Origin of the sequence: Diaphorobacter ruginosibacter (genome assembly GCF_040396215.1) — a bacterium.
GTDB classification, from domain to species: domain Bacteria; phylum Pseudomonadota; class Gammaproteobacteria; order Burkholderiales; family Burkholderiaceae_C; genus Diaphorobacter_A; species Diaphorobacter_A ruginosibacter_A.
Map to the genome: position 1 here is coordinate 1 of NZ_JBEBOW010000051.1, position 22,658 is coordinate 22,658.

General features: G+C 68.7%; 18 protein-coding genes and 1 pseudogene. 10 read left to right on the forward strand and 9 right to left on the reverse strand.

Going from position 1 to position 22,658, the window contains the following annotated elements; genetic code table 11:
* Positions 1-53 precede the first annotated feature (53 nt).
* The 5 genes and pseudogenes from ntrB to cobA all read left to right on the forward strand — a co-directional run bounded on the left by ntrB (position 54) and on the right by cobA (position 6,763).
* Positions 54-845, forward strand: a complete 792-nt coding sequence (ntrB, locus tag ABWP92_RS08435) for a nitrate ABC transporter permease (protein ID WP_353234945.1) — start codon at positions 54-56, stop codon at positions 843-845.
* Positions 842-1,675, forward strand: a complete 834-nt coding sequence (locus tag ABWP92_RS08440; RefSeq protein ID WP_353234932.1) for an ABC transporter ATP-binding protein — start codon at positions 842-844, stop codon at positions 1,673-1,675. The genes ntrB and ABWP92_RS08440 overlap by 4 nt, the downstream gene beginning before the upstream one ends.
* Positions 1,676-1,690: 15 nt before the next feature.
* Positions 1,691-2,926 (forward strand): annotated as a pseudogene (locus tag ABWP92_RS08445) (NAD(P)/FAD-dependent oxidoreductase); the annotation flags it as partial.
* Between the two features lie 147 nt (positions 2,927-3,073).
* Positions 3,074-5,923 carry a nitrate reductase gene (locus ABWP92_RS08450; RefSeq protein WP_353234933.1) on the forward strand — a complete coding sequence of 950 codons (2,850 nt, stop codon included), beginning with the start codon at positions 3,074-3,076 and terminating at the stop codon, positions 5,921-5,923.
* Between the two features lie 72 nt (positions 5,924-5,995).
* Positions 5,996-6,763 (forward strand): uroporphyrinogen-III C-methyltransferase, encoded by a 768-nt coding sequence (cobA, locus tag ABWP92_RS08455; RefSeq protein ID WP_353234946.1) that lies wholly within the window; start codon positions 5,996-5,998, stop codon positions 6,761-6,763.
* 16 nt (positions 6,764-6,779) lie between these two features.
* Here the strand turns inward: cobA and ABWP92_RS08460 are convergent, their stop codons facing one another.
* Complete coding sequence (locus ABWP92_RS08460) at positions 6,780-7,220, reverse strand: OsmC family peroxiredoxin (RefSeq protein WP_353234934.1); 441 nt, start codon at positions 7,218-7,220, stop codon at positions 6,780-6,782.
* A 272-nt stretch (positions 7,221-7,492) separates the two neighbouring features.
* Here ABWP92_RS08460 and ABWP92_RS08465 point away from each other — a divergent pair, with 272 nt between their 5' ends.
* From ABWP92_RS08465 to ABWP92_RS08485, 5 genes are all read left to right on the forward strand, one after another.
* Complete coding sequence (locus ABWP92_RS08465) at positions 7,493-8,656, forward strand: efflux RND transporter periplasmic adaptor subunit (protein ID WP_502907486.1); 1,164 nt, start codon at positions 7,493-7,495, stop codon at positions 8,654-8,656.
* A gap of 16 nt (positions 8,657-8,672) precedes the next feature.
* Positions 8,673-11,786: an efflux RND transporter permease subunit gene (locus ABWP92_RS08470; RefSeq protein WP_353234935.1), complete on the forward strand. Its 3,114-nt coding sequence runs from the start codon at positions 8,673-8,675 to the stop codon at positions 11,784-11,786.
* Positions 11,764-13,059 carry a TolC family protein gene (locus ABWP92_RS08475; RefSeq protein WP_353234936.1) on the forward strand — a complete coding sequence of 432 codons (1,296 nt, stop codon included), beginning with the start codon at positions 11,764-11,766 and terminating at the stop codon, positions 13,057-13,059. The genes ABWP92_RS08470 and ABWP92_RS08475 overlap by 23 nt, the downstream gene beginning before the upstream one ends.
* A 103-nt stretch (positions 13,060-13,162) precedes the next feature.
* Positions 13,163-13,867 (forward strand): response regulator transcription factor, encoded by a 705-nt coding sequence (locus ABWP92_RS08480; protein WP_353234937.1) that lies wholly within the window; start codon positions 13,163-13,165, stop codon positions 13,865-13,867.
* A 5-nt stretch (positions 13,868-13,872) separates the two neighbouring features.
* Positions 13,873-15,267, forward strand: a complete 1,395-nt coding sequence (locus ABWP92_RS08485) for a HAMP domain-containing sensor histidine kinase (RefSeq protein ID WP_353234938.1) — start codon at positions 13,873-13,875, stop codon at positions 15,265-15,267.
* Between the two features lie 9 nt (positions 15,268-15,276).
* Here the strand turns inward: ABWP92_RS08485 and yddG are convergent, their stop codons facing one another.
* The 8 genes from yddG to ABWP92_RS08525 form a co-directional block, all read right to left on the reverse strand.
* On the reverse strand, positions 15,277-16,176 hold the full coding sequence (yddG, locus tag ABWP92_RS08490) for an aromatic amino acid DMT transporter YddG (RefSeq protein ID WP_353234939.1): 900 nt from the start codon (positions 16,174-16,176) through the stop codon (positions 15,277-15,279).
* A gap of 23 nt (positions 16,177-16,199) precedes the next feature.
* On the reverse strand, positions 16,200-16,601 hold the full coding sequence (locus ABWP92_RS08495) for a YkgJ family cysteine cluster protein (protein ID WP_353234940.1): 402 nt from the start codon (positions 16,599-16,601) through the stop codon (positions 16,200-16,202).
* A 94-nt stretch (positions 16,602-16,695) separates the two neighbouring features.
* Complete coding sequence (locus ABWP92_RS08500; protein WP_353234948.1) at positions 16,696-17,580, reverse strand: urease accessory protein UreD; 885 nt, start codon at positions 17,578-17,580, stop codon at positions 16,696-16,698.
* A gap of 2 nt (positions 17,581-17,582) precedes the next feature.
* Positions 17,583-18,275 (reverse strand): urea ABC transporter ATP-binding subunit UrtE, encoded by a 693-nt coding sequence (urtE, locus tag ABWP92_RS08505; RefSeq protein ID WP_353234941.1) that lies wholly within the window; start codon positions 18,273-18,275, stop codon positions 17,583-17,585.
* 6 nt (positions 18,276-18,281) lie between these two features.
* A complete protein-coding gene (gene urtD, locus ABWP92_RS08510) occupies positions 18,282-19,160 on the reverse strand; it encodes an urea ABC transporter ATP-binding protein UrtD (RefSeq protein ID WP_353234942.1) in 879 nt (292 codons plus the stop codon).
* Entirely contained in the window at positions 19,157-20,365 is a 1,209-nt protein-coding gene (gene urtC / locus ABWP92_RS08515) for an urea ABC transporter permease subunit UrtC (protein ID WP_353234943.1), read from the reverse strand. Before urtC ends, urtD begins: the two co-directional genes overlap by 4 nt.
* 4 nt (positions 20,366-20,369) lie before the next feature.
* A complete protein-coding gene (gene urtB, locus ABWP92_RS08520; RefSeq protein WP_353234949.1) occupies positions 20,370-21,902 on the reverse strand; it encodes an urea ABC transporter permease subunit UrtB in 1,533 nt (510 codons plus the stop codon).
* Between the two features lie 160 nt (positions 21,903-22,062).
* The coding region (locus ABWP92_RS08525) for a transporter substrate-binding protein (protein ID WP_353234944.1) at positions 22,063-22,658 on the reverse strand (596 nt) is incomplete at its 5' end.

Consider the following 22,658-nt stretch of genomic DNA (forward strand, 5'->3'; position numbering starts at 1 on the left):
CGGCAACGGCACAGCCCGTGCGCGCGCCCAGGCCGGTGCGCCGGGCGGCGGGCATGCCCCTGCGACAGCGCCTGGGCGCATGGCTGAATCGCGCCTTGCCGCCCGTGCTGGGGCTGGCGCTGCTGGTGGTGCTGTGGTCCATCGTGGCGCGCGGCGACGGTATCCCGGGTCCTCGGGAAACCTGGACACAGGCCCTGGAAGTATTCGGCAACCCGTTCTACCGCAACGGCCCCAACGATCAGGGCGTGGGCTGGAACGTGCTCGCATCGCTGCAGCGCGTGAGCATCGGCTTCGGGCTTGCCGCGCTGGTGGGCATTCCGCTGGGCTTCGTCATCGGGCGTTTCGATTTTCTCGCGCGGATGTTCAATCCGCTGATCAGCCTGCTGCGCCCGGTGTCCCCGCTGGCGTGGCTGCCGATCGGCCTGCTGGTGTTCAAGGGTGCGGATCCGGCGGCGATCTGGACGATCTCCATCTGCTCGATCTGGCCGATGGTCGTGAACACGGCGGTGGGCGTGCGCAGCGTTCCGCAGGACTACATTAACGTGGCGCGCGTGCTCAACCTGAGCGAGTGGAAGATCGCCACCACCATCTTGCTGCCCGCCGTGCTGCCCTATCTGCTGACCGGCGTGCGACTGGCGGTGGGCACGGCGTGGCTGGTGATCGTCGCCGCGGAGATGCTCACCGGCGGCGTGGGTATCGGCTTCTGGGTGTGGGACGAGTGGAACAACCTCAACGTCGCCAACATCATCGTGGCGATCTTCGTGATCGGCATCGTCGGCCTGCTGCTGGAAATGGCCCTGGTGAAGCTGGCATCGGCCTTCACGTTCGAGGAGGTGAAATCATGAGCGCCGTATTGCAGGAAACCCTTCAGGATGCCGCGCTGCGCAGGTTCATCGACGTGCAGAACGTGGCGCAGACCTTCAGGACGTCCAAGGGCGAGTTTCCCGCGCTCAGGGACATCGACCTGCGGATCGCGCGCGGCGAATTCGTCAGCCTCATCGGACACTCGGGCTGCGGCAAATCCACGCTGCTCAACCTGATCGCCGGGCTGGCAAGGCCCACCAGCGGCGCGCTGCTGTGCGCGGGCCGCGAGATCAACGGCCCCGGGCCCGAGCGCGCGGTGGTGTTCCAGAACCATTCGCTCCTGCCCTGGCTGACCTGTTTCGACAACGTGCACCTGGCGGTGGAGCGCGTCTTCGGCGCCCGAGAAAGCAGGACGCAGCTGGCCGCGCGCACGGAGGCCGCCCTGGAGTTGGTGGGGCTGTCGCACGCGGCGCACAAGCGGCCCGGTGAAATCTCGGGAGGCATGAAGCAGCGCGTGGGCATCGCGCGCGCGCTGTCGATGGAGCCGCAGGTGCTGTTGATGGACGAACCGTTCGGCGCGCTCGATGCGCTCACGCGCGCCAAGCTGCAGGACGAATTGCTGGACATCGTCGCGCGCAGCCAGCGCACGGTGGTGATGGTCACGCACGATGTGGACGAAGCCGTGCTGCTGTCCGACCGCATCGTGATGCTCACCAACGGCCCGGCGGCCACCATCGGCGAAATCCTGGAAGTGCCGCTGGCGCGCCCGCGCAGCCGCGTCGCGCTCGCCGAGGACGAGGGCTACCAGCGCTGCCGCAAGGCGGTGATCGATTTCCTCTACACACGGCAAGGCCACGTCGAGAAAGAGTGAGCACGGGAGCGCACGATGGAAAAGCCCAGACTGGTACTGATCGGCAATGGCATGGCGGGCGTGCGCACGCTCGAGGAGCTGCTCGCCATCGCGCCGGACCTCTACGACATCACGGTGTTCGGCGCGGAGCCGCATCCCAACTACAACCGCATCATGCTCTCGCCGGTGCTCGCCGGCGAGCAGACGCTGGACGACATCGTGCTCAATGACTGGTCCTGGTACCGGGAGCGCGGCATCACGCTGCACGCGGGCTGCACGGTGAGCGACGTGGACCGCGCGCGGCGCATCGTGCACGCGGCGGATGCGGATGGCCGCCGGATCAGCGTGCCATACGACCGCCTCATCATCGCCACCGGCTCCAATCCGTTCATGCTGCCCGTTCCCGGCAAGGAGCTCAAGGGCGTGCTCGCCTATCGTGACATCTCGGACACGCTCGCGATGATCGAGGCGGCCGCGCATTACCGGCACGCAGTGGTGATCGGTGGCGGGCTGCTTGGCCTGGAGGCGGCCAACGGCCTGATGAAACGCGGCATGCAGGTCACCGTGGTACACGTCGGCGAATGGCTCATGGAGCGCCAGCTCGACGACACCGCGGGCGGCCTGCTGCGCAAGTCGCTGGCCGGGCGCGGCATGAAATTCATGATGCGAGCGCACACCCAGGAACTGCTGGCGGACGCGCAGGGCCGCGTGCGCGCGGTGCGTTTCAAGGACGGCAGCGAGACGCCCGCCGATCTGGTGGTGATGGCCGTCGGCGTCCGTCCCAACACCGCGCTCGCGGAGAAAATGCGGCTGCACGTGAACCGCGGCATCGTGGTCAGCGACACCATGCAGACCGTCACCGATGCGCGCATCTACGCGGTGGGCGAGTGCGCCGCCCATCGCGGCATCGCCTACGGCCTGGTCGCGCCGTTGTTCGAGCAGGGCAAGGTGCTGGCCAATCACCTGGCGGAATTCGGCATTGGCCGCTACCAGGGCTCGCTGACGTCCACCAAGCTCAAGGTGACGGGCATCGACCTGTTTTCCGCGGGCGATTTCCAGGGAGGCGACGAGGCCGAGGAAATCATCATGAGCGATCCCGGCGCGGGCATCTATAAAAAGCTCGTGCTCAAGGGCGACAGGCTGGTGGGTGCCTGCCTCTATGGCGACACGTTGGACGGCGGCTGGTACCTGAAGCTGCTGCGCGAGGGCCGCAGCGTCGTGGGCATCCGCGACGAACTGATGTTCGGCGAGCCCGGGCAGGATGGGCAGGCCGACGACTGCGATGGCTCGGGCAGCGGCCGTCAGGGCCGTTAAGAACGTGTTTACGATCTCCTCGGCTGCGTAGAGATCGTAAACACGTTCTAAGGGCTGGCCGCAACCACGCACGCTCCTTCCACGGCATTCATTTTGTGATCCGTCATGCAAGAAACCAGATCCACATGTCCCTACTGCGGCGTCGGCTGCGGCGTGATCATCGAGTCCGATGGGCATGCCATCGTGGGCGTGCGCGGCGACCCTTCGCACCCCGCGAACCACGGCCGCCTCTGCACCAAGGGCAGCACGCTGCACCTGACGGCTACCCCCGAGCAAGGAGAACAGACGCGCCTGCTCGCCCCGAGGCTGCGCAGCCGGCGCGGCGGCGAGCGCATCGCGGTGAGCTGGGATGCGGCCATGCAGCACGCGAGTGCGCGGCTGCACGACATCATCGTGCGCGACGGCCCCGACGCCGTGGGCTTCTACCTGAGCGGCCAGTTGCTCACCGAGGACTACTACGTCTTCAACAAACTGGCCAAGGGGCTGATCGGCACCAACAACATCGATACCAACTCGCGCCTGTGCATGAGCAGCGCGGTCGCCGGCTACAAGGCCACGCTGGGCGCGGATGCTCCGCCGGCCTGCTATGAGGACATCGACAGCGCGGGCTGCCTGTTCATCACGGGCAGCAACATGGCGTGGGCGCATCCCATCCTGTTCCGGCGCGTGGAGGCGGCGAAGTCGGCGCGGCCGGACATGCGCGTCGTCGTGGTCGATCCGCGCCGCACGGAGACCGCGCAGCTCGCCGACCTGCATCTGGCGATCCGCCCTGGATCGGACGTCATGCTGTTCAACGGCATGCTGCACATCATGCTGGCCGAGGGCTGGATCGATCGCGGCTACATCGACGCGCACACCAGCGGCTTCGAGTCCTTGATGGCGCTGGCGCGCGAGGCCGTGCCGCAGCGCGTGGCCGAGGTCTGCGGCGTGAGCCAGGACGACCTGCGCACGGCCGCGCGCTGGTTTGCATTCGGCGCGGATGCGCCCGCGCCGGCGCGCGCGGGCACCCTGAGCTTTTACTGCATGGGGCTGAACCAGAGCAGCAGCGGCACGGCCAAGAACGCCGCGCTCATCAACCTGCATCTGGCCACCGGCCAGATAGGCCGTGAAGGCGCCGGGCCGTTCTCGCTCACCGGCCAGCCCAACGCGATGGGCGGGCGCGAAGTGGGTGGGCTCGCCAACCTGCTGAGCGCGCACCGCGACATGGGCAATCCCGCGCATCGCGCCGAGGTGGCGGCCCTGTGGGGCGTGCCCGATGTGCCGGCCAGTCCGGGCAAGGCCGCCATCGAGATGTTCGAGGCCGCGGCCGCGGGCGAGATCAAGGCGCTGTGGATCGCCTGCACCAATCCCGCGCAGAGCATGCCCGATCAGTCGCTGGTGCGCGAGGCTCTGCGCCGCGCGGAATTCGTCGTGCTGCAGGAAGCGTTCGCCACCACGGCGACCGCGCAGTTCGCCGATCTGCTGCTGCCCGCGACCACCTGGGGCGAGAAGCTGGGGACGGTCACCAACAGCGAACGGCGCATCTCGCGCGTGCGCGCGGCCGTGCCGCCGCCGGGGCAGGCGCGGCATGACTGGCAGATCGGCGTGCGGCTCGCGCGGGCGCTCGAGGTCCGGCTGCGTCCGGGCCGGGCCAGCCTGTTTCCCTACGACTGTGAAGACGCCGAGGCCGGAGCCGAGGCCATCTGGAACGAGCACCGCCAGAGCACGCGCGGGCGCGATCTGGACATCACGGGCCTGAGCTGGCCGCTGCTCGACGAGCAGGGCCCGCAGCAGTGGCCCATGCCCGAGGGCGCGGCCATCGGGCGGCCGCGCCTGTACGTCGACGGTGTATTCCCGACGCCCGATGGCCGCGCGCGTTTTTCCGCGCAGCCCTGGCAGCCGCTGGCGGAGCCGACCAGCGAGCGCTATCCCTTCAGCCTCAACACCGGCCGCATGCGCGACCAATGGCACGGCATGAGCCGCACCGGGCAGCTCGGACGCCTGCTCGCCCATGAAAGCGAGCCGCTGCTGCAGGTGCATCCCCAGGACCTGCAGCGCCTGCAACTGCAGGCGGGCGATCTCGTTCACGTGACCAGCCGGCGCGCCAGCATCGTGCTGCCCGTCAGGGCCGATGCGCAACTCGCGCCCGGACAGGTGTTCCTGGCGATGCACTGGGGCGGCGAATCGCTGGGCGGGCGCGGCTGCGCCGGGCAGGTGCTGGCGGGAGTGAACGCGCTCACCACGCCGGCACGCTGCCCGCAGTCGCGCCAGCCGGAGCTCAAGCACGCCGCCGTCAAGGTGCTCAAGGCGGACATGCCGTGGTCCTGCCTGGGCATGTCCTGGCTTGCCGGCGACGAGGTGTTGCGCGTGCGCGATGCGTTGGCGCAGATGATGAGCGAGTTCGACTTCGCCAGCTGCGTGCTGTTCTCCAGCGACGTGCCGCTGTCCGAGGCGCACCGTGCGCGCAGCGGCGTGCAGTTCCGCGCGGCGGCCTACGAAGCGCCCGCGCCCCAGGTTCTGCAGCGCATCGCCGAGCTGCTGCGCCTGGATGATCCGCAGGCGCTGCGCTATGTGGACGCGCGGCGCAGGCACAGCCGCACGCTGCGGCAGTCGCACCGGGAAGGGCAGAGCCTGCTGGAGGGATTTTTGCTATGCGGCGACGCCAGCGCCGGGCAGTGGCTGGGCGACGTGCTCAAGGGCGAGCTGTCCACGCAGCCCTATGGGCGCATGCTGCTGGCATCGGGGCGCACGCCGCCGAGAGCGGCTCCCGCCAAGGCACGCCCGGTGTGCGCCTGCATGAACGTGGGCGAAGCCGCCATCGTGCAGCATTTGCGCTCGCACGGCGGCACGCCCGAGGAGCGGCTGCAGGGGCTGAAATCCACCCTGGCCTGCGGCACCGGCTGCGGCTCCTGCATCCCGGCGATCAAGGAACTGGTGCGCGGCGTGCCCGTGCCAACGCAGCGCATGGCCGCATGACATGGGCCGGTCCGCCCAACGAAGAGGAGACGCATCGTGAACCATCCGCATATTCCGCATCCCCGCGCGCCGATGCCGCCGGGCCGCTGCTTCCTGGTGGGCGCGGGACCGGGCGACCCGGAACTGCTCACCATCAAGGCGCTCAAGGCCATCCAGGGCGCGACCCTGCTGCTCGTGGACGACCTGGTGGGCGAGGACATCGTGGCGCTTGCCTCGCCACGCGCCCGCGTCATCCATGTCGGCAAGCGCGGCGGCTGCCTGAGCACGCCCCAGGCATTCATCGAGCGGCTGATGCTGATGGCGGTGCAGGAAGGCGAGATCGTCGTGCGGCTCAAGGGCGGCGATCCCTTCATCTTCGGGCGCGGCGGCGAGGAAGCCGAGCATCTGCGGGCGGCGGGCGTGGAGGTGGAGGTGATCAACGGCATCACCGCGGGCCTGGCGGCGGCCACGTCGCTGGGCATCGCGCTGACCCACCGCGAGCACGCGCACGGCGTGATGTTTCTTACCGGCCATGCGGGGCATGGGCAGGCGGGGCTGGACTGGTGCGAGATCGGCCGCACGGCCAGGGCCGCGCAGATCACGCTGGTGATCTACATGGGCGTCGCCTCGGTGCGCGAGGTGGAGGCTGGCCTGCTCGCCGGGGGCCTGCCCGCGCGCACGCCGGTTGCGCTGGTGCGCAATGCCAGCCGCGCCGACCAGGAGCACGCCATCGCGGATCTGGGCAGCCTCTCGCACGCGCTACAGGCCTCGGGCCTCGCCAGCCCGTGCGTGTTCGTGATCGGCGATGCGGTGCGCGCGGGGAATTGCGTCGCCGCCCTGGCGCAAAGCATGGCCCTTTGAACGCGCTCCCGGCGTGTCAGCGCACGAGCGTTGCGGTGAGCGTGATCTCCGGCACGCTCGCGAGCGCCTTGGAGAGCGGGCAGCCCGCTTTCGCTTCGGCGGCGATTTTCTGGAACTGCTCTTCGGACAGACCCGGCACCTTGGCATTCAAGGTCAGCGCGATGCGGTCGATCTTGAAACCCGCGCCGTCCATGGCCAGGCGGACCTTGGCGGTGGTGTCCACCGTCTCGGTCTTGATTCCGGCGCCATCGCAGGCGAACGAGAACGCCATCGCAAAGCATGCGGCATGCGCCGCGGCCAGGATCTCTTCGGGATTCGTGGCCTTGCGATCGTCGCCGAAGCGGCTCGCGAAACCGTAGGGCGCGCCATTGAGCGCGCCGGTCTCGGTGCTGATCCGGCCCGTTCCCTGCTTGCCGGCGCCTTGCCAGTGAACCGTCGCGGTCTTTTCTGCGGACATGTGGACAACTCCTTCATGGTGATTCGAACCCGGGATCCCGCAACATACCGCGAACCCGCCGGTGCTGCATAGCCATCGGCCCGCAAACCGGATGTCTTCCTACAGCCGGCGCCTCCCATCGGTCCGCCGGCCGCTTCGCTCCCACCTTACCAAACGTTAATGAAAGAGTTAAACACCCAAGGAAGGCCCTTGCCTAGGATCGCGGGCAATGCAGGGGAGTGCGCACGCGATGTGACGGCGCGGCTCCGGCCGGCGCGAGCAAGGGGTTCATGATGAGCGAGAAAAGAATGGGGCGCACGGGACGCGCCGTGGCCAACGCTGCGGCGATGGCCGTGTTGATGACATCCGCGGGATGGCTGCTGGCGGGGTGTGACGCCTCCACCGCCGCGCCGCCCGCGCAGCAGCTGCCGCAGAAGGCGGCGCCCGACGCCGGGGGCGCCGGCATGGTGCGGCTCGAACCCGCATCGCTGAAGATGCTCACGATGGAAACCGTGGCGCAGGCCAATGGCGCGCGCCTGGCCTGGGCTCCCGCGCAGGTCGCCTTCGTGGAGGACCGCACCGCCGCGGTGTCGGTGCCGATGGCGGCGCGCGTGGCCTCGGTGAATGCGCACGTTGGCGACGTGGTGAAGGCCGGCGACGTGCTCGCCACGCTGGTGAGCACGGATGCGCTGCGCACGCGCCACGAGCTGGCCGCGGCCCGGACCGCGCGCGATGTGGCCGCCGTGGAGGCAAAGCGCCAGCAGACCATGATGGACAAGGGCGTGGGCACCGACGTGGAGCTGCGCGCGGCGCAGGCCCGGCTGCGCGAGTCGGACCAGGAACTCGCGCGCGCATCGGGCACGGCGGCGCTGCTGGGCGATGGCGGCGGCGACCGCATCGTCCTGCGCGCGCCGCGCGCGGGCGTGATCGCCGAGCGCAAGGCGCAGATGGGCGCTGCCATGGAGGCGGGCGCCGCGCTGTTCACCATCGGCGACCCGGGCGCCATGAACGTCGTGGCGCAGGTGTTCGAGAGCGACCTGCAGGGCATCCGTGTCGGAAGCCCGGTGCAGATCGAGGTGCAGCAGCTGGCGCAGCCGCTGAGCGGCAAGGTGCGCTATCTGGGCGCGACGCTGGACAAGGATTCGCGCCGCGCATCGGTGGTGATCGATCTGGACGCCCAGAGCTCCGCGTTGCGCGCCGGAATGCAGGTGCGCGCGGGCGTGCAGATGTCCACCACGCGCGATCTGATGATCCCGGTGACGGCGGTGCTGATCAAGGACGAGAGCCGCAGCGTGGTGTTCGTGCAGCGCTCGGACAGCGAGTTCGAGGCGCGCACGGTGCAGCTTGGCAGGCCCGCGCACGGCATGGTGCCGGTGATCGGCGGCCTGCAGCCCGGCGAGAAGATCGTGGTGCGTGGCGGCCTGCTGCTGGACGGCGCGGCCAACCAGCTGCTCTGACGGGGAGCCCTCGCACATGCTGCATTCCTTTATTTCGTTCGTGGTGCACAGGCGCCTTCTGGCCCTGTGCGCCACGGCGCTGATCGCCGTCTTTGGCGTGTGGTCCTACCTGCACACCGCCATCGAGGCCTATCCCGACGTGACCAACGTGCAGGTCGGCGTGATCGCGCAGGCCCCGGGCCTCGCGCCCGAGGAGGTCGAGCGCCAGATCACCCAGCCGCTCGAGCGTGAGCTCAACGGCACGCCGGGGCTGGTATCGCTGCGCTCGGAGAGTTACTTCGGCCTCTCGATGATCAACCTCGTCTTCAACGACGATGCGGTCAGCTTCAATGCGCGCGCGGAAGTCGCGCAGCGCCTTCCGCAGGCCGACCTGCCGCCGGGCGTGACGCCGGAGATGGCGCCGGACTACACGCCGCTGGGCAAGATCTTCTATTACCGGCTGACCAGCGACCGCCACACGCTGGCGCAACTGCGCACCGAGCAGGAGTGGCACGTCGTGCGCGTTCTCAAGCAGGTGCAGGGCGTGGCCGACGTGGTGAGCATCGGCGGCTTCGTGAAGGAATTCCACGTCGAGGTCGATCCCGAGAAGCTCTATGCGCTGGGCATCTCGCTGGATGACGTGAGCGAGGCGCTCGCCAAGTCCAACCGCAACGTGGGCGGCGGCCTGATGCGCCGTGGCGAGCAGTCGCTGATCGTGCGCGGCATCGGCCTGCTGCATTCGCCCCAGGAGATCAACGAAGTGGTGGTGGCGATGCGCGGCGGCGCGCCCGTGACCATCGGCGACGTCGCGCGCGTGGTGCAGTCGTACACGCCGCGCCAGGGCTCCGTCGGGCAGGACGAACATGACGACGTGGTGCAGGGCATCGTGCTGCTCAAGCGCGGCGAAAACCCGTCCGAGGTGCTGGACGCCATCCACCTCAAGGTGAACGAGCTCAACAACGGCGGCCTGCCCGAAGGCATGCGCATGGTCACCAACTACGACCGCTCGGACCTGGTCGGCCATACCCTGGCCACCGTGCAGCACAACCTGCTTTTCGGCGCGACGCTGATCATCGCCGTGCTCTGGCTGTTCCTGCGCAGCGTGCGCGGCTCGCTGATCGTGGCGACGGTGATTCCGCTGTCGCTGCTGGTGGCCTTCATCGGGCTGCACCTGCTGGGAATGCCCGCGAACCTGATTTCCATGGGGGCGATCGACTTCGGCATCATGGTGGACGGCGCGGTGGTGCTGGCCGAGAACATCATCCGCAACGCGCGCCTGCGCAAGCCGCAGACGGCCAACGACATGCGCCACATCATCATCGATTCGGCGGTGGCCGTCGCCAAGCCCACGCTGTTCGCCATGGCGATCGTGATTGCCGCCTTGATCCCGGTGTTCTCCCTGCAGAGCATCGAGGGACGCATTTTCCGCCCGCTGGCGATGACCTACAGCTTCGCGCTGTTGGGCGCGCTGGTCTTCGCGATGGGGCTGGTGCCGGCGCTGTGCGCGCTGTTCCTCAAGCCCAGGCACGTGATGGTGGAGGAGCCCCGGATCTTCGAGCGCATGCATCATGGCTACCAGCAATGGATCGGCAAGGTGCTCGGCGCCGCGCGCGGCCGCGCCGTGGTGCTGGCGGTGTCCATGGCGGTGCTGGCGGCCGCCGGCGTTTCGGCCAGGTTCCTGGGAACGGAATTCCTGCCGGAGCTCGATGAGGGCGACGCCTACGTGCTGGTGCAGATGCCCGCCTCCATCTCGCTGGAAAAGGGCCAGGAGGTGCTGCGTTCGGTGCGCCTGCGCCTCAATGCGTTCCCGGAGGTGATCTCGGTGACCACCGAGCAGGGCCGCCCCGAATCGGGGACCGACAACGAAACCCTGAATCTCGCGAAATCGCTGGTGCGCCTCAAGCCGCATGGCGAATGGCGCAAGGGCCTGACCAAGCCCGAGCTGATCGAGCAGATGCGCGCGTCGCTCAGCGAGATTCCCGGCGTGGCGTTCAACTTCGCCCAGCCCATCCGCGACAGCGTGGAAGAGTCCACCTCCGGCGCGCGCGGCCAGGTCGTGCTCAAGATGTTCGGCCCCGACATCCCGACCCTGCGGCGGCTGCTGCAGCAGACCGTCAGCCTGGTCAAGGACATCGACGGCGTGGTCGATCTCGATCTCTACCGCGATGCGCCCGCGCCGCAGCTTCACGTGGAGTTCGACCGCGCCGCGCTCGCGCGCCAGGGCATTGCGATGGAGACCGCTCAGAAGACGCTGGAGATGGCGCTCGCGGGCAATGTCTCGACCACGCTGTGGGAGGGCGAGTATCCGGTGCCGGTGCGCGTGCGCCTGCCCTACGTGGACCGCATGGACGAGGAGCGCATCCGCAATATTGCGATCGCGCTGCCCGATGGCGGCTCCGTGCCGCTGCATTCGGTGGGCACGGTGGGCATCAAGATCGGCAATTCATCGATCTTCCGCGAGGGCAACGCCCGCTACATGGCGCTCAAGTTCAATGTCGAGGGGCGCGATATCGGCTCGGTGGTGAAGGACACGCTCGCCACCTTCAACCAGAACGTGAAGCTGCCCGAGGGCTACCAGGCCTTCTGGGGCGGCGAATGGGAAAACCAGCAGCGCGCCGCGGCACGCTTGAAGGTGGTGGTTCCGCTGTCGCTGCTGATCGTGTTCGCGCTGCTGTTCAGCGCGCTCGGACATGCGCGCAGCGCCGCCGTGATCCTGCTGTGCGCTCCGTTCGCCATGGTGGGCGGCATCGCGGCGCTGCATTTCGCGGGGATCGAGCTGTCGATCAGCGCGGCCATCGGCTTCATCGCGCTGCTGGGACAGGTGGCGCTGGCGGGCCTGCTGGTCGTGTCGGCCGTGGAGGAGCTGCGCAGGCAGGGCATGCCGCTCATGCAGGCGCTGGTGGAAGGCACGGCCGAGCGCATGCGCTCGATCCTGCTGGTGGCGCTGCTGGCGCTGCTCGGCCTGCTGCCGATGGCCTTGTCCACCGGCGTCGGCAGCGAGACGCAGCGCCCGTTCGCTTCGGTGATCGTCGGCGGCATGGTGATCCTGCCGCTCGTCGCCCTGGTGCTGCTGCCGGTTCTGTATGCGCTGCTCGGCCCCAGGAACATGTTGACTCAGGAAGAAATCGATGAAAGCGCGCAAGATGACTAAGCGCCATGCGTTGGCCGTGGCCGCGCTGCTGGCGTGCGCCGCGGCGCAAGGGGCCACGGCCCAGGCGTTGGATGGACCGGCGCAGCCCGCCGCCGCTGCTGCCGCCGTCGTGGGCGACGCCGCCGCGCCGGCGCAGCCCGTGACGCTGGAGGAATACCTGCGCCTGGTGGCGCGCAATCAGCCCTCGCTCGCGGCGGACCGGCTGGAGACCGGGCTGGCGCGCGCCGACACGCGCACGGCGTCGGCCTTTCCCAACCCGACGGCGTCGGCCTACGGCAAGCCGGGAGAGCATGGCGTGGGCATCGAGCAGCCGATTCCGATCTTCGGCCAGCGCGGCCTGCGCATCGAAAACGCCCGCAAGGGCGAGCTTGCCGCCGCCGCCCACGTGGACGTCGCCATCACGGCGGCGATGAACGACGCGGCGCAGGCATTCAACGAACTGCTGATCGCGCAAAAGCGCCTGGAAGTCTGGCAGGACGCGCAGCAGTCCCTTGACAAGGCGGCCTTCATCGTGCGCGGCCAGGTCGAGGCGGGCGCGCGCAGCCGCTACGATGGCTCGCGCCTGACGCTGCAGGCGGCGCAGATGGGAATGCAGGTCGCCAGGGCGCAAGCCGCGCTTGCGGCGGCTTCCGCCCATGCCGCGCAAGTCGCCGCCATCCCCCTGTGGAACGCGCGCGCGCAGGGCAGCCTGCAGACGCTGGAGCAGCAGCGCGGTTACGAAGAGCTGTGGAGCCTGGCCAGCGCGCGGCTGCCCGCTCTGCGCTCCGCCCAGGCGGAGCTTGACCAGGCCCGCCAGAAGATCGAGCTCGAGAAACGCAATGCCCTGCCCACGCCGAGCGTCGGCGTCACGCGCGTGAAGAGCCGCCCCGACGGCAACTACACGCAGTGGGGCGTGTCGGTGGACATCCCGCTGTTCGACCGCAACCAGGGCGCGATCGACCGCGCCCGAATGGAGGCCGAGCAGGCCGACCTGCGCTGGCAGGCAGCCAACCAGGCGGCCCGCTCGGAATTGTTCGGCGCCCTGCAGCAGCTCGAACTCAAGCGCGCGAGCGTGCATGCCTACGAGAAGGAGGGCCTGTCGCAGATCGAGCCTCTCAGGCAGATGGCCAACGATGCCTACCGGCTGGGGCAGGGCGGTATCCTGGAGCTGATCGACGCGCTGGCGTCCATTACCGAGCACCGCCTCGAGTACCTCGATGTCGTCAAGGATTACCTGGATGCCGAGTGGCGGGTGCGGCTTGCCAGCGGCAACGCGCCGGTGATCGAGCACTGAGCGCGCGGGCGTCGCCCGCCTGCCGGCTTGTCCATCGCCCGCCCATGCATGCGCGATGGCGTGGACGTATAGTCGCGGGAAACGCCGCCGCCGACCGCATTCCATGTACCGCTACCTCATCATCGAAGACGACCCCTTGAATGCGAGCTACATCGCCGAGGGACTGCGCCAGCAGGGCGCGCACGCCATGGTGTGCGCGGACGGCGTGCGGGGCATCGCGCTGTCGGTGGCCGAGCAGTGGGACGTGATCATCCTCGACCGCATGCTGCCCGACGATTTCGACGGCCTGCAGATACTGAAGACGCTGCGCGCGCTGGGCAAGAACACGCCGGTGCTGGTGCTCAGCGCGCTGTCGGCGACGGACGAGCGCGTGCGCGGACTCAAGGCGGGGTGCGACGATTACCTGACCAAGCCGTTCGCGTTCTCCGAGCTGTCCGCGCGGCTGGAGGCGCTGGTGCGCCGCGCGCAGGCGCCCGCGCCGGTGCGCGAGATGAAGCTGGCCGACCTGCGCATCAACCTCATGACGCGCAGCGCCGAACGCGCCGGCGTGCCGCTCGCGCTGCAGCCGCGCGAGTTCCGCCTGCTGGCTTTCCTGATGCAGCACGCGCACCAGATCGTCACGCGCACCATGCTGCTGGAGGCGGTGTGGGATTACCGCTTCGATCCGCAGACCAATGTGATCGACGTGCACATCAGCCGCTTGCGCGGCAAGGTGGACAAAGGCTTCGAGCAGCCGCTGATCCACACGGTGCGCGGCGTGGGCTACAGCCTGACGGATCGTCCGGGCGAGCTGCCCATGGGGGCCTGAGCGCCGTGTCAGAGCGCGCGAAACCCTGGAGCTCCACGGCCTTTCGCCTGGCCATTCAGTTCGGCGCGATCATGGTGCTGACGGTGATCGTGGTGCTGGCGGTGTTCTACGTGCAGACCGTTGGTGTGTTGCGCGCGCGCGTGGACCGCCAGGCGGAGGTGAACCTCAGGCGGCTGGCCGACCACGAAAGAAAGTATGGACAGGCGGCGCTGGAGGCCGAGATCCACCAGTTTCTCCAGGATGGCGTCAATACCGACACCGAGATCATCATCCTGATGGACTCGCACGGCGTGCCGATCGTCGGCAACGCCGCGGTCATCCCGGCGCGGCGCCTGACCACCATGGGCATCCGCGAGCTGAAGGTGCGGCGCGGCCAGCAGATGGTGACGGGGCGCGTGGCGGTGGCGGAGCTGTCCGGAGGCCGGTCGCTGGCCGTGGGCGCGGACATGCAGCAGCAGCGCGACATGGAGGCGCTGATCGGCCGCGCGAGCCTGCTGGCCGCGCTCTTCGCGCTGTGCATGGCGGTGATCGGCGCGCTGCTGTTTCGCCGGCTGGTGGACGAGCGCGCGGCCGATATCCGCAACACCATGTCGCGCGTGGCTGCGGGCGATCTGCGCCAGCGCATCCCGGTGTCGGAACGGGCGGACGAGTTTTCGCTTCTCAACCGCGACATCAACAACATGCTCGACCGGCTCGAGCAGCTCATGGAAGGCATACGCCACGTCTCCAACACGATCGCGCACAACCTGCGCACGCCGCTGACGCGCATCACGCTGCAACTGCGCAACGCGCGCCAGCTGCCGGCCGATGAGCAGGCGGCAACGCTGATGCGCGTGGCCGGTGAAGTCGAGGAGCTGGGCGTGGTGTTCGACAAGCTGCTGCAGATCGCCGAAGTGGAGAGCGGCACCACCCGCGCCGCGTTCGGCCCGGTGGATGTCAATGCGCTGCTGCTGGACGTGGCGGAGTTCTACGAGCCGCTTCTGGACGAGAGCGGCGGAACGCTGGAGACCGACGTGCAGGGCCGCCTTGCCGCGCTGGGCGACGGCGACCTGATCGCCAGCGCCGTCGCCAATCTGCTGGACAACGCCATCAAGTATGGCGGCGCGGGCGGTGATGCGGTGCATGTGGCGCTGCGCGCGCGGGCCGCGACCCTGGATGGGCAGCCGAGGGGCGCGCCCGGCATCGAGATCCTGGTGCGGGACAACGGCCCCGGCGTCGCGCCGCAATCCATCGAGAAGATGACCACCCGCTTCTTCAGGGAGCGCAAGGACCGCAGGGGCTACGGCCTGGGGCTGGCCAGCGTGCACGCCATCACGCAGTTGCATGGCGGACGGCTCGAATTCAGGAACCTGGAGCGCGGGCTGCAGGTGCGCATCTGGCTGCCCGAGGCGCAGGCCTGACGCCGGGCCCTATGCCGCCCTGCGCGCGCTCACCCAGCAGACCAGCGAGCCCAGCGTGACCAGAGCAACGCCCTGCCAGAAGCTCCACGATGGCCTGACCTGCAGCCACGCGGCGCCCGCCAGGGCCGAGAGCACGGGCGTGAAGTAGGAGCCCACCGCCATGACGGTGAGATTGCCGTGGCGTATGCCATGGTCCCAGCAGCTATAGCCCAGCGCGGTGAGCGTGCCGAGCATCAGCAACTGCGCGGCGCCCGCCCAGCTCATGCGCAGCGCGTGCTCCTGGCCGAGCGCGAAGTGGATCCACAGGCATGCGGCCGTCCCCCAAAGGAACAGCGGCAGGGCATTGGCGCCCCGGGCGAAGAGGCGCGCGGTCACCGAATAGCAAGGCCAGAGCAGCGCTGCCGCGAATGCCAGGCCATAGGCCAGCGGGTTGCCTTGCACATTGGCCCACATGCTGGCGACGGAGAACGCGCCGTCGCCCCGCAATACCAGCGCGATGCCCGACATGGCCAGCAGCACGCCGGGGATCAGCCCCGGATGAAACCGCTGCAGGCCGGCGGCCGTGGCCAGCACCACCGTCAGGCTGGGCCACAGGTAGTTGATCATGCCCAGCTCCAGCGACTGGCCGCGATCGCTGGCAAACCCGAGCGAGAGCGCGAGCCCGATTTCATAGGCCACGAAGATCAGCCCGCAGCCGAACACATAGGCGGGATGCCAGCCGCGCAGCCGATGCAGGCGCGGCAGGCCGAAGCGCAGCGTGACGAACAGGGCGCTGAGCGTGAAGGCGCTGGCTGCTCCGGCCACCGGACCGATCTGTTCGGCCACGCTGCGAAACAGGCCCACCGAGGTGGACCAGCAAAGGACGGCGGCAAGGCCGATCAGCGTGGCGCGGGGGTGGCTGGCGGTCATGGCGTGGAGCGCTGGCGGCCGCGCTAGCGCGGGCGGCGCGCGCCGTAGGCGCAATAGCCCGGCTTGGGCCCTTTTTTCGGGTGCAGCCTGCAGGTTTCCGGCCGCTGCTCATAGACCGTGCAGCGGCGCGTCTGCTCGTCCAGGAAACGGCAGTCGCCGCTTGCGCGCCGTGCCATGGTGAAGAGGATGTTCTTGTGGTTGAAGTGATCGATCATGCCCATCTTCAGCAATCGCCTGGCGATCAGCTTGGGCTCGACGTTCTCCTGCTCGAAGGGGTCCACGACGCCCAGGCGCACCAGGTCGGGCAATTTCACTTCGAGGGGCATGGTGCAGCAATTGGCGGCGCAGGTGTCGCACATGCCGGCGCGGTAGCGCTGCCAGGTTTCGATGCGGTCCACGTCGACGATGGCGATGGGGGATCTCATGATGGACGTGGACTTTGACGGGGTGAATGTGTGCAGGCGCGAATTGTAGAGACAGCGCCGAGGCCGCGCCGCGGGCCGCGCGAATATCCACAACCTACATGGACCAGATGCGCGGGCGAGTCGCGCCCATGTCCCACCACAGCCCGCGCCACAGCGCCCAGATGCGCTGCCACAGCAGCATCAGCGGCTCGACCACCGGAGCCAGGCCGCGCAGCGCCAGCATGTGCGCGTTCGGCGACGTCACGCCAGCGGTCACCTCGCCCGGGGCGTCGGCAAGAAGCGCCTGCGCTGCCTCCAGCAGCTGCTCGCGCAGCACGCGCGGCAGCGGCGTGCCGCTGGCCAGCAGCAGGCTGCCGATGCAGCGCGCGCCCGCCAGGCCCAGCGGGCCGTTCATGAGCCGCGCGTCGGTGGCGTCGATCACGCCGCGCTCCAGATAGCGGCCCGGCCAGCGCACGTGCTGCACGAAGCGGCCTTGCCCGAAGGGCTGGCCCGCGAGCGGCAGGCCAAGCGCGGTGATGTCCCAGGCGATGAGCTGCGCGCCTGCGGCCAGTTCGAACTCCAGCTCGTTGACGGCATCGCACGCGTTGTAGGCAAGCGCCTCGAGCGGCAGCCACTCCAGCCGCGCATGCGGTGCCAGCGACAGGCGCGTGCGCTGGATTCCCGCGTGGCCGTTGCTGCGGTAAAACCGGGTCGCTCCGGGCGTGGTGACCAGCGCATGCGCGCCCTCGGCCACGTGCGCCCGTATGTCGATCACGTCGCCGCCCACGATGCCGCCGGGCGGATGCACCAGCACGTTGTGGCAGATGCCGGCGCCTTCCGGATGCAGGCTGCGCAGCACGCGCAGCGGCCCGTCATGCGTGAAGTGAAGCACGGTGGCGCCGTCGCGGCGCGAATAGCCGAGATCGAGGCGGGCATGCCATGCCGGCGGCGCGGCTGGCGCGCTGCCCGCGATGCGCGGCGCGATGGCGGAGTGCGCGATTCTCAAATGGCCACCATCTGGCGTATGCCCTTGGCCTGCATTTCATGGCCCGGGCCGCTGGCGATCACTTCGCCGCGTTCCATCACGACATAGCTGTCGGCCAGCTCTTCGGCGAAATCGTAGTATTGCTCGCACAGCACGATCGCCATGTCGCCGCGCTGCGCGAGCATGCGGATCACGCGGCCGATGTCCTTGATGATGCTGGGCTGGATGCCCTCCGTCGGCTCGTCCAGAATCAGGATTCGCGGCCCCGGCGCGAGCGCGCGCGCGATGGCGAGCTGTTGCTGCTGGCCGCCCGAGAGATCGCCGCCGCGCCGCTGCAGCATGGTCTTGAGCACCGGAAACAGCTCGAACAGCTCCGGCGGAATCTGCGTGCGTCCCGGCTTGTAGGCCAGGCCCATGCGCAGGTTGTCCTCCACCGACAGGCGCGAGAAGATCTCGCGGCCCTGCGGCACGTAGCCCATGCCGCCGCGCGCGCGATCATAGGGCGCGCGGCGCGAGATGTCCGTGCCCTGCCATTCGATGCTTCCGCTCCTGATGGGCACCAGGCCCATCAGGCTCTTGAGCAGCGTGGTCTTGCCCACGCCGTTGCGCCCCAGCAGGACGGTGACCTTGCCGGCCTCCGCGCGCAGGCTGACGTTGCGCAGGATGTGCGATCCGCCATAGTACTGATGCAGGTTTTCAATCTTCAACATGGCGCATCACCTTCCAAGATAGACCTCGATCACCCGCTCGTCGGCCTGCACCTGCGCGAGCGTTCCCTCGGCGAGCACCGCGCCGTCGCACAGCACGGTGACCTTCTCGGAGATGGCGCCGATGAACGACATGTCGTGCTCCACCACCATCAGCGAATGCCGGCCCTTGAGGCTGAGGAACAGCTCGGCCGTGCGCGCGGTCTCCTCGTCCGTCATGCCGGCGACGGGCTCGTCGAGCAGCAGCAGCCTGGGCTCCTGCACGAGCAGCATGCCGATCTCCAGCCACTGCTTCTGGCCGTGGCTCAGCAGCCCGGCCTGGCGCGTGACGAAGCCGGTCTGGTGGATGGTGTGCAGCACCTCGGCGATGCGGTCCCGTTGCTCGCCGTCGAGCCTGAAGTTCATCGACCGCGCCACGCCCTTGTGCGTCTTGAGCGCCAGCTCCAGGTTCTCGAACACCGAAAGCTGCTCGAACACCGTGGGCTTCTGGAACTTGCGGCCTATTCCCATCGCGGCGATCTCGGGCTCGCTGTAGCGCAGCAGATCGATGGTGGAGCCGAAGTAGACCGATCCCCTGTCGGGGCGCGTCTTGCCCGTGATGATGTCCATCATCGTCGTCTTGCCCGCGCCGTTGGGGCCGATGATGCAGCGCAGCTCGCCCGGCGCGATGTCCAGGTTCAGGCCGTTGATGGCCGTGAATCCATCGAAGCTCACATGCACGTCCTCGAGGTAGAGGATGCGCCCGTGGGTCACGTCCACCTCGCCGGGCAGCACATGGCGCGCGGTGCTCGCGGTGCGGCCGCCGGATTCGGTGGCGGCCGATGCCGCCTGCTGTTGGAGCAGGTGGCCGACGCGCTCGGTGCCGGCATCCATGAGATCGGGCGTCATGCGCGCGCTCCTTCATTGATGGCCGCCGCAGTGGACGGGAGATGAGGGGCCCCCGCCCGGTCTGCGGGATGCGGCTCCTTGTCCGCCTGGCTTGTGGCCTGCCGCGCCGCGCGATGCTCGCGCCACTGGCGGGCAAGGCCGACGATGCCGCCGGGCATGAACAGCGTCACCGCGATGAAGAGCAGGCCCAGCACGTAGAGCCAGTATTCCGGCGCGGCCATGGTCAGCCAGCTCTTGCCGCCGTTGACGGCGAACGCACCGATGATCGGGCCGATCAGCGAAGTGCGGCCGCCCACGGCGGTCCACACGGCCATCTCGATGGAGTTGCCCACGCTCATCTCGCTGGGGTTGATGATGCCCACCTGCGGAACGTACAGCGCGCCCGCCAGTCCGCACATCATGGCGGAGATCACCCAGATGGCGAGCTTGTAGCGCACCGGGTCGTAGCCGCAGAACATGGTGCGCGACTCGGCATCGCGCACCGCCTGCAGCACGCGGCCGAATTTGCTCTGCACGAGCCAGCGCGCCAGCAGATAGCAGCCCAGCAGGGCCATGCCAGAGAGCGAGAACAGCAATACCTGCATCTGCGGCGTGTTCAGCGCGAACCCCAGGATCGACCGGAAGCCGGTGAACCCGTTGTTGCCGCCAAAGCCCGTTTCGTTGCGGAAGAACAGCAGCATGGCCGCATAGGTCAGGGCCTGCGTGATGATCGAGAAATACACGCCCTTGATGCGCGAGCGGAAGGCGAAATAGCCGAACAGCCCGGCCAGCAGCCCCGGCACCAGAAAGACCAGCAGCACGGTGGCGATGAAGCTGCCCGAGAGCGACCAGTGCCACGGCAGCTCCTTCCAGTCCAGGAACACCATGAACGGCGGCAGCGCCTGCGGCCCCGAGGCCTCGCGCATCAGGTACATGCCCATCACGTAGCCGCCGAGCGCGAAGAACAGGCCGTGGCCCAGGCTCAGAATGCCGGTGTAGCCCCAGATCAGGTCGATGGCGAGCGCGCAGATCGCATAGCACATGAACTTGCCCAGCAGGCCGATCATGTAGCCCGACAGATGCAGCCAGTGGTCCTGCGGCACGAGCAGGTTGAGGGCGGGCGCGACCGCCGTCACGCAGACGAGCGCGGCAAGGAATGCGGCCCATCCACGCCCGCGCAGCAATGGCGCGGGCCGGGGCAATTCAAGAACGATGGGGGTTGCCATGGATTCAGGCCTCCGCGCTGCGGCCCTTCAGGGCGAAGATGCCCTGCGGACGCTTTTGAATGAAGATGACGATGAAGAGCAGCACGGCGATCTTGGCGAGCACCGCGCCCGTCCAGCCCTCCAGGAGCTTGGAGAGCACGCCCAGGCCGAGCGCCGCATAGACCGTTCCGGCCAGCTGCCCGACGCCGCCCAGCACCACGACGAGGAACGAATCCACGATGTAGTTCTGTCCCAGGTCCGGCCCCACGTTGCCGATCTGGCTGAGCGCGCAGCCCGCCAGGCCCGCGATGCCCGAGCCCAGCGCGAATGCGTAAGTGTCGATGCGCGCCGTGTTGACGCCCACGCAGGAGGCCATCGAGCGGTTCTGCGTCACGCCGCGCACGAACAGGCCGAGCCGCGTGCGCGCGATCATGAAGGCGACCCCGCCGAGCACCAGGAACGCGAAGATCACGATGCAGATGCGGTTCCACGGCAGCGTCAGCTGGGGCAGCAGCGCCAGGCCGCCGCTCATCCACGCCGGGTTTTCCACGCCCACGTTCTGCGCGCCGAAAATGCTGCGCACGGACTGCTGCAGCACGAGGCTGATGCCGAACGTGGCCAGCAGGGTTTCGAGCGGGCGCCCATACAGGAAGCGGATCACGCCGCGCTCCAGGATGGCGCCCACCAGGGCCGAGGCGAGGAACGCCACCGGGATCGCCGCCACCAGGTACCAGCCGAAGGCGGCCTCGGGCAGCCAGCGCTGGAAGACCTGCTGCGTGACGTAGGTGGCGTATGCGCCGATCATGATCAGCTCGCCGTGCGCCATGTTGATCACGCCCATCAGGCCATAGGTGATGGCCAGTCCCAGCGCGGCCAGCAGCAGGACCGAGCCGAGGCTGATGCCGCTGAAGATGGTGCCCAGGCGCTCGCCCCAGGCCAGGCTGTCGGCGATCTCGGCGAGCGCGCGCCGGATGGCTTTCCGCACCGCGGGGTCCTGTTCGTCGGACAGGCGCTGGTTGAGCAGCAATTGCGTCTCGGGCGTCTTCTGGTGCGCGAGCGTGCCGACCGCCTGCAGGCGCTGCTGCGGATCGTCGCCGGAGAGCTGGCTCGCGGCCATGGCACGCTCCAGCAGCGTCCGGGTCTGCCCGTCCTGCTCCTTTTCGAGCGCCCGGGCGATGAGTTCCATGCGCGCGGAGTCGGGCTCGTCGGCGAGCCGCGCGGCCGCCTTGCGGCGCGTGGCCAAGTCGTCGCTGCCCAGCGCGAGCGCGGCCTGCGCCATGTCGATCACGCCGCGCAGGTAGTTGCTGTTGACCACGTCCTCGGCGTTGGGCGGCAGCTGCGCGGCGGAGCCGCTCACCGGGTCGATGGCCTTGTCGTCGCGCACGATGTAGGCCCTGCCGTTCGCGGTCCTGACTTCGTCGTTCGCCAGGGCCGACAGGAACGCGGAGAGTTGCGCGTCGGGCGTGAGCACCGCCTGGGTGATGGCTTGCACGCGCTGCTCGGCGTCGTCAGCGGCGGCCATCTGGAAGGCCTGGTCCGCGGTCAGCGCGTGCGCCATCGGACACAGGCCCAGCGACAGGGCCAGCGCGCGCAGGAAGGTGGGGATACGGATCGGGCGTTTCATGGTTTCAGGCACGGCAGGTCCGCGGCAAGGTGTCGGGGGGAAGCGGCGGCGGTGGCGGCTGCCGGCAAGGGCGCGGGCCACCGCGGACGATCGATCAGAGGGACGACTTGCCGTCCGGCTCGTCCTTCTTCTTGTCGTTGCCTTCGATGAACGGACTCCAGGGCTGCGCCTTCACCGGTCCCTTGGTCTTCCAGACCACGTTGAACTGTCCATCGGCCTTGATTTCGCCGACCATGACCGGCTTGTGCAGGTGATGGTTCTTCTCGTCCATCTTCACTGTGAAGCCGTTGGGCGCGGCGAACGTCTGGCCGCCCATGGCGGCGATCACCTTGTCCACGTCCGTGCTCTTGGCCTGTTCGACGGCCTGCTTCCACATGTGGATGCCGATCCAGGTGGCTTCCATCGGGTCATTGGTGAGCGGCTTGTCCTTGTGGCCCGCGATGCTCTTGGCCTTGGCGTAGTCGCTCCATTGCTTGATGAACGCGGTGTTGGTCGGGTTCTTCACGCTCATGAAGTAGTTCCAGGCGGCCAGGTGGCCCACGAGCGGCTTGGTGTCCACGCCGCGCAGCTCTTCCTCGCCCACGCTGAATGCGACCACCGGCACGTCCCTGGCCTTCAGGCCCGCGTTGCCCAGTTCCTTGTAGAAGGGCACGTTGGAGTCGCCGTTGATGGTGGAGATCACGGCGGTCT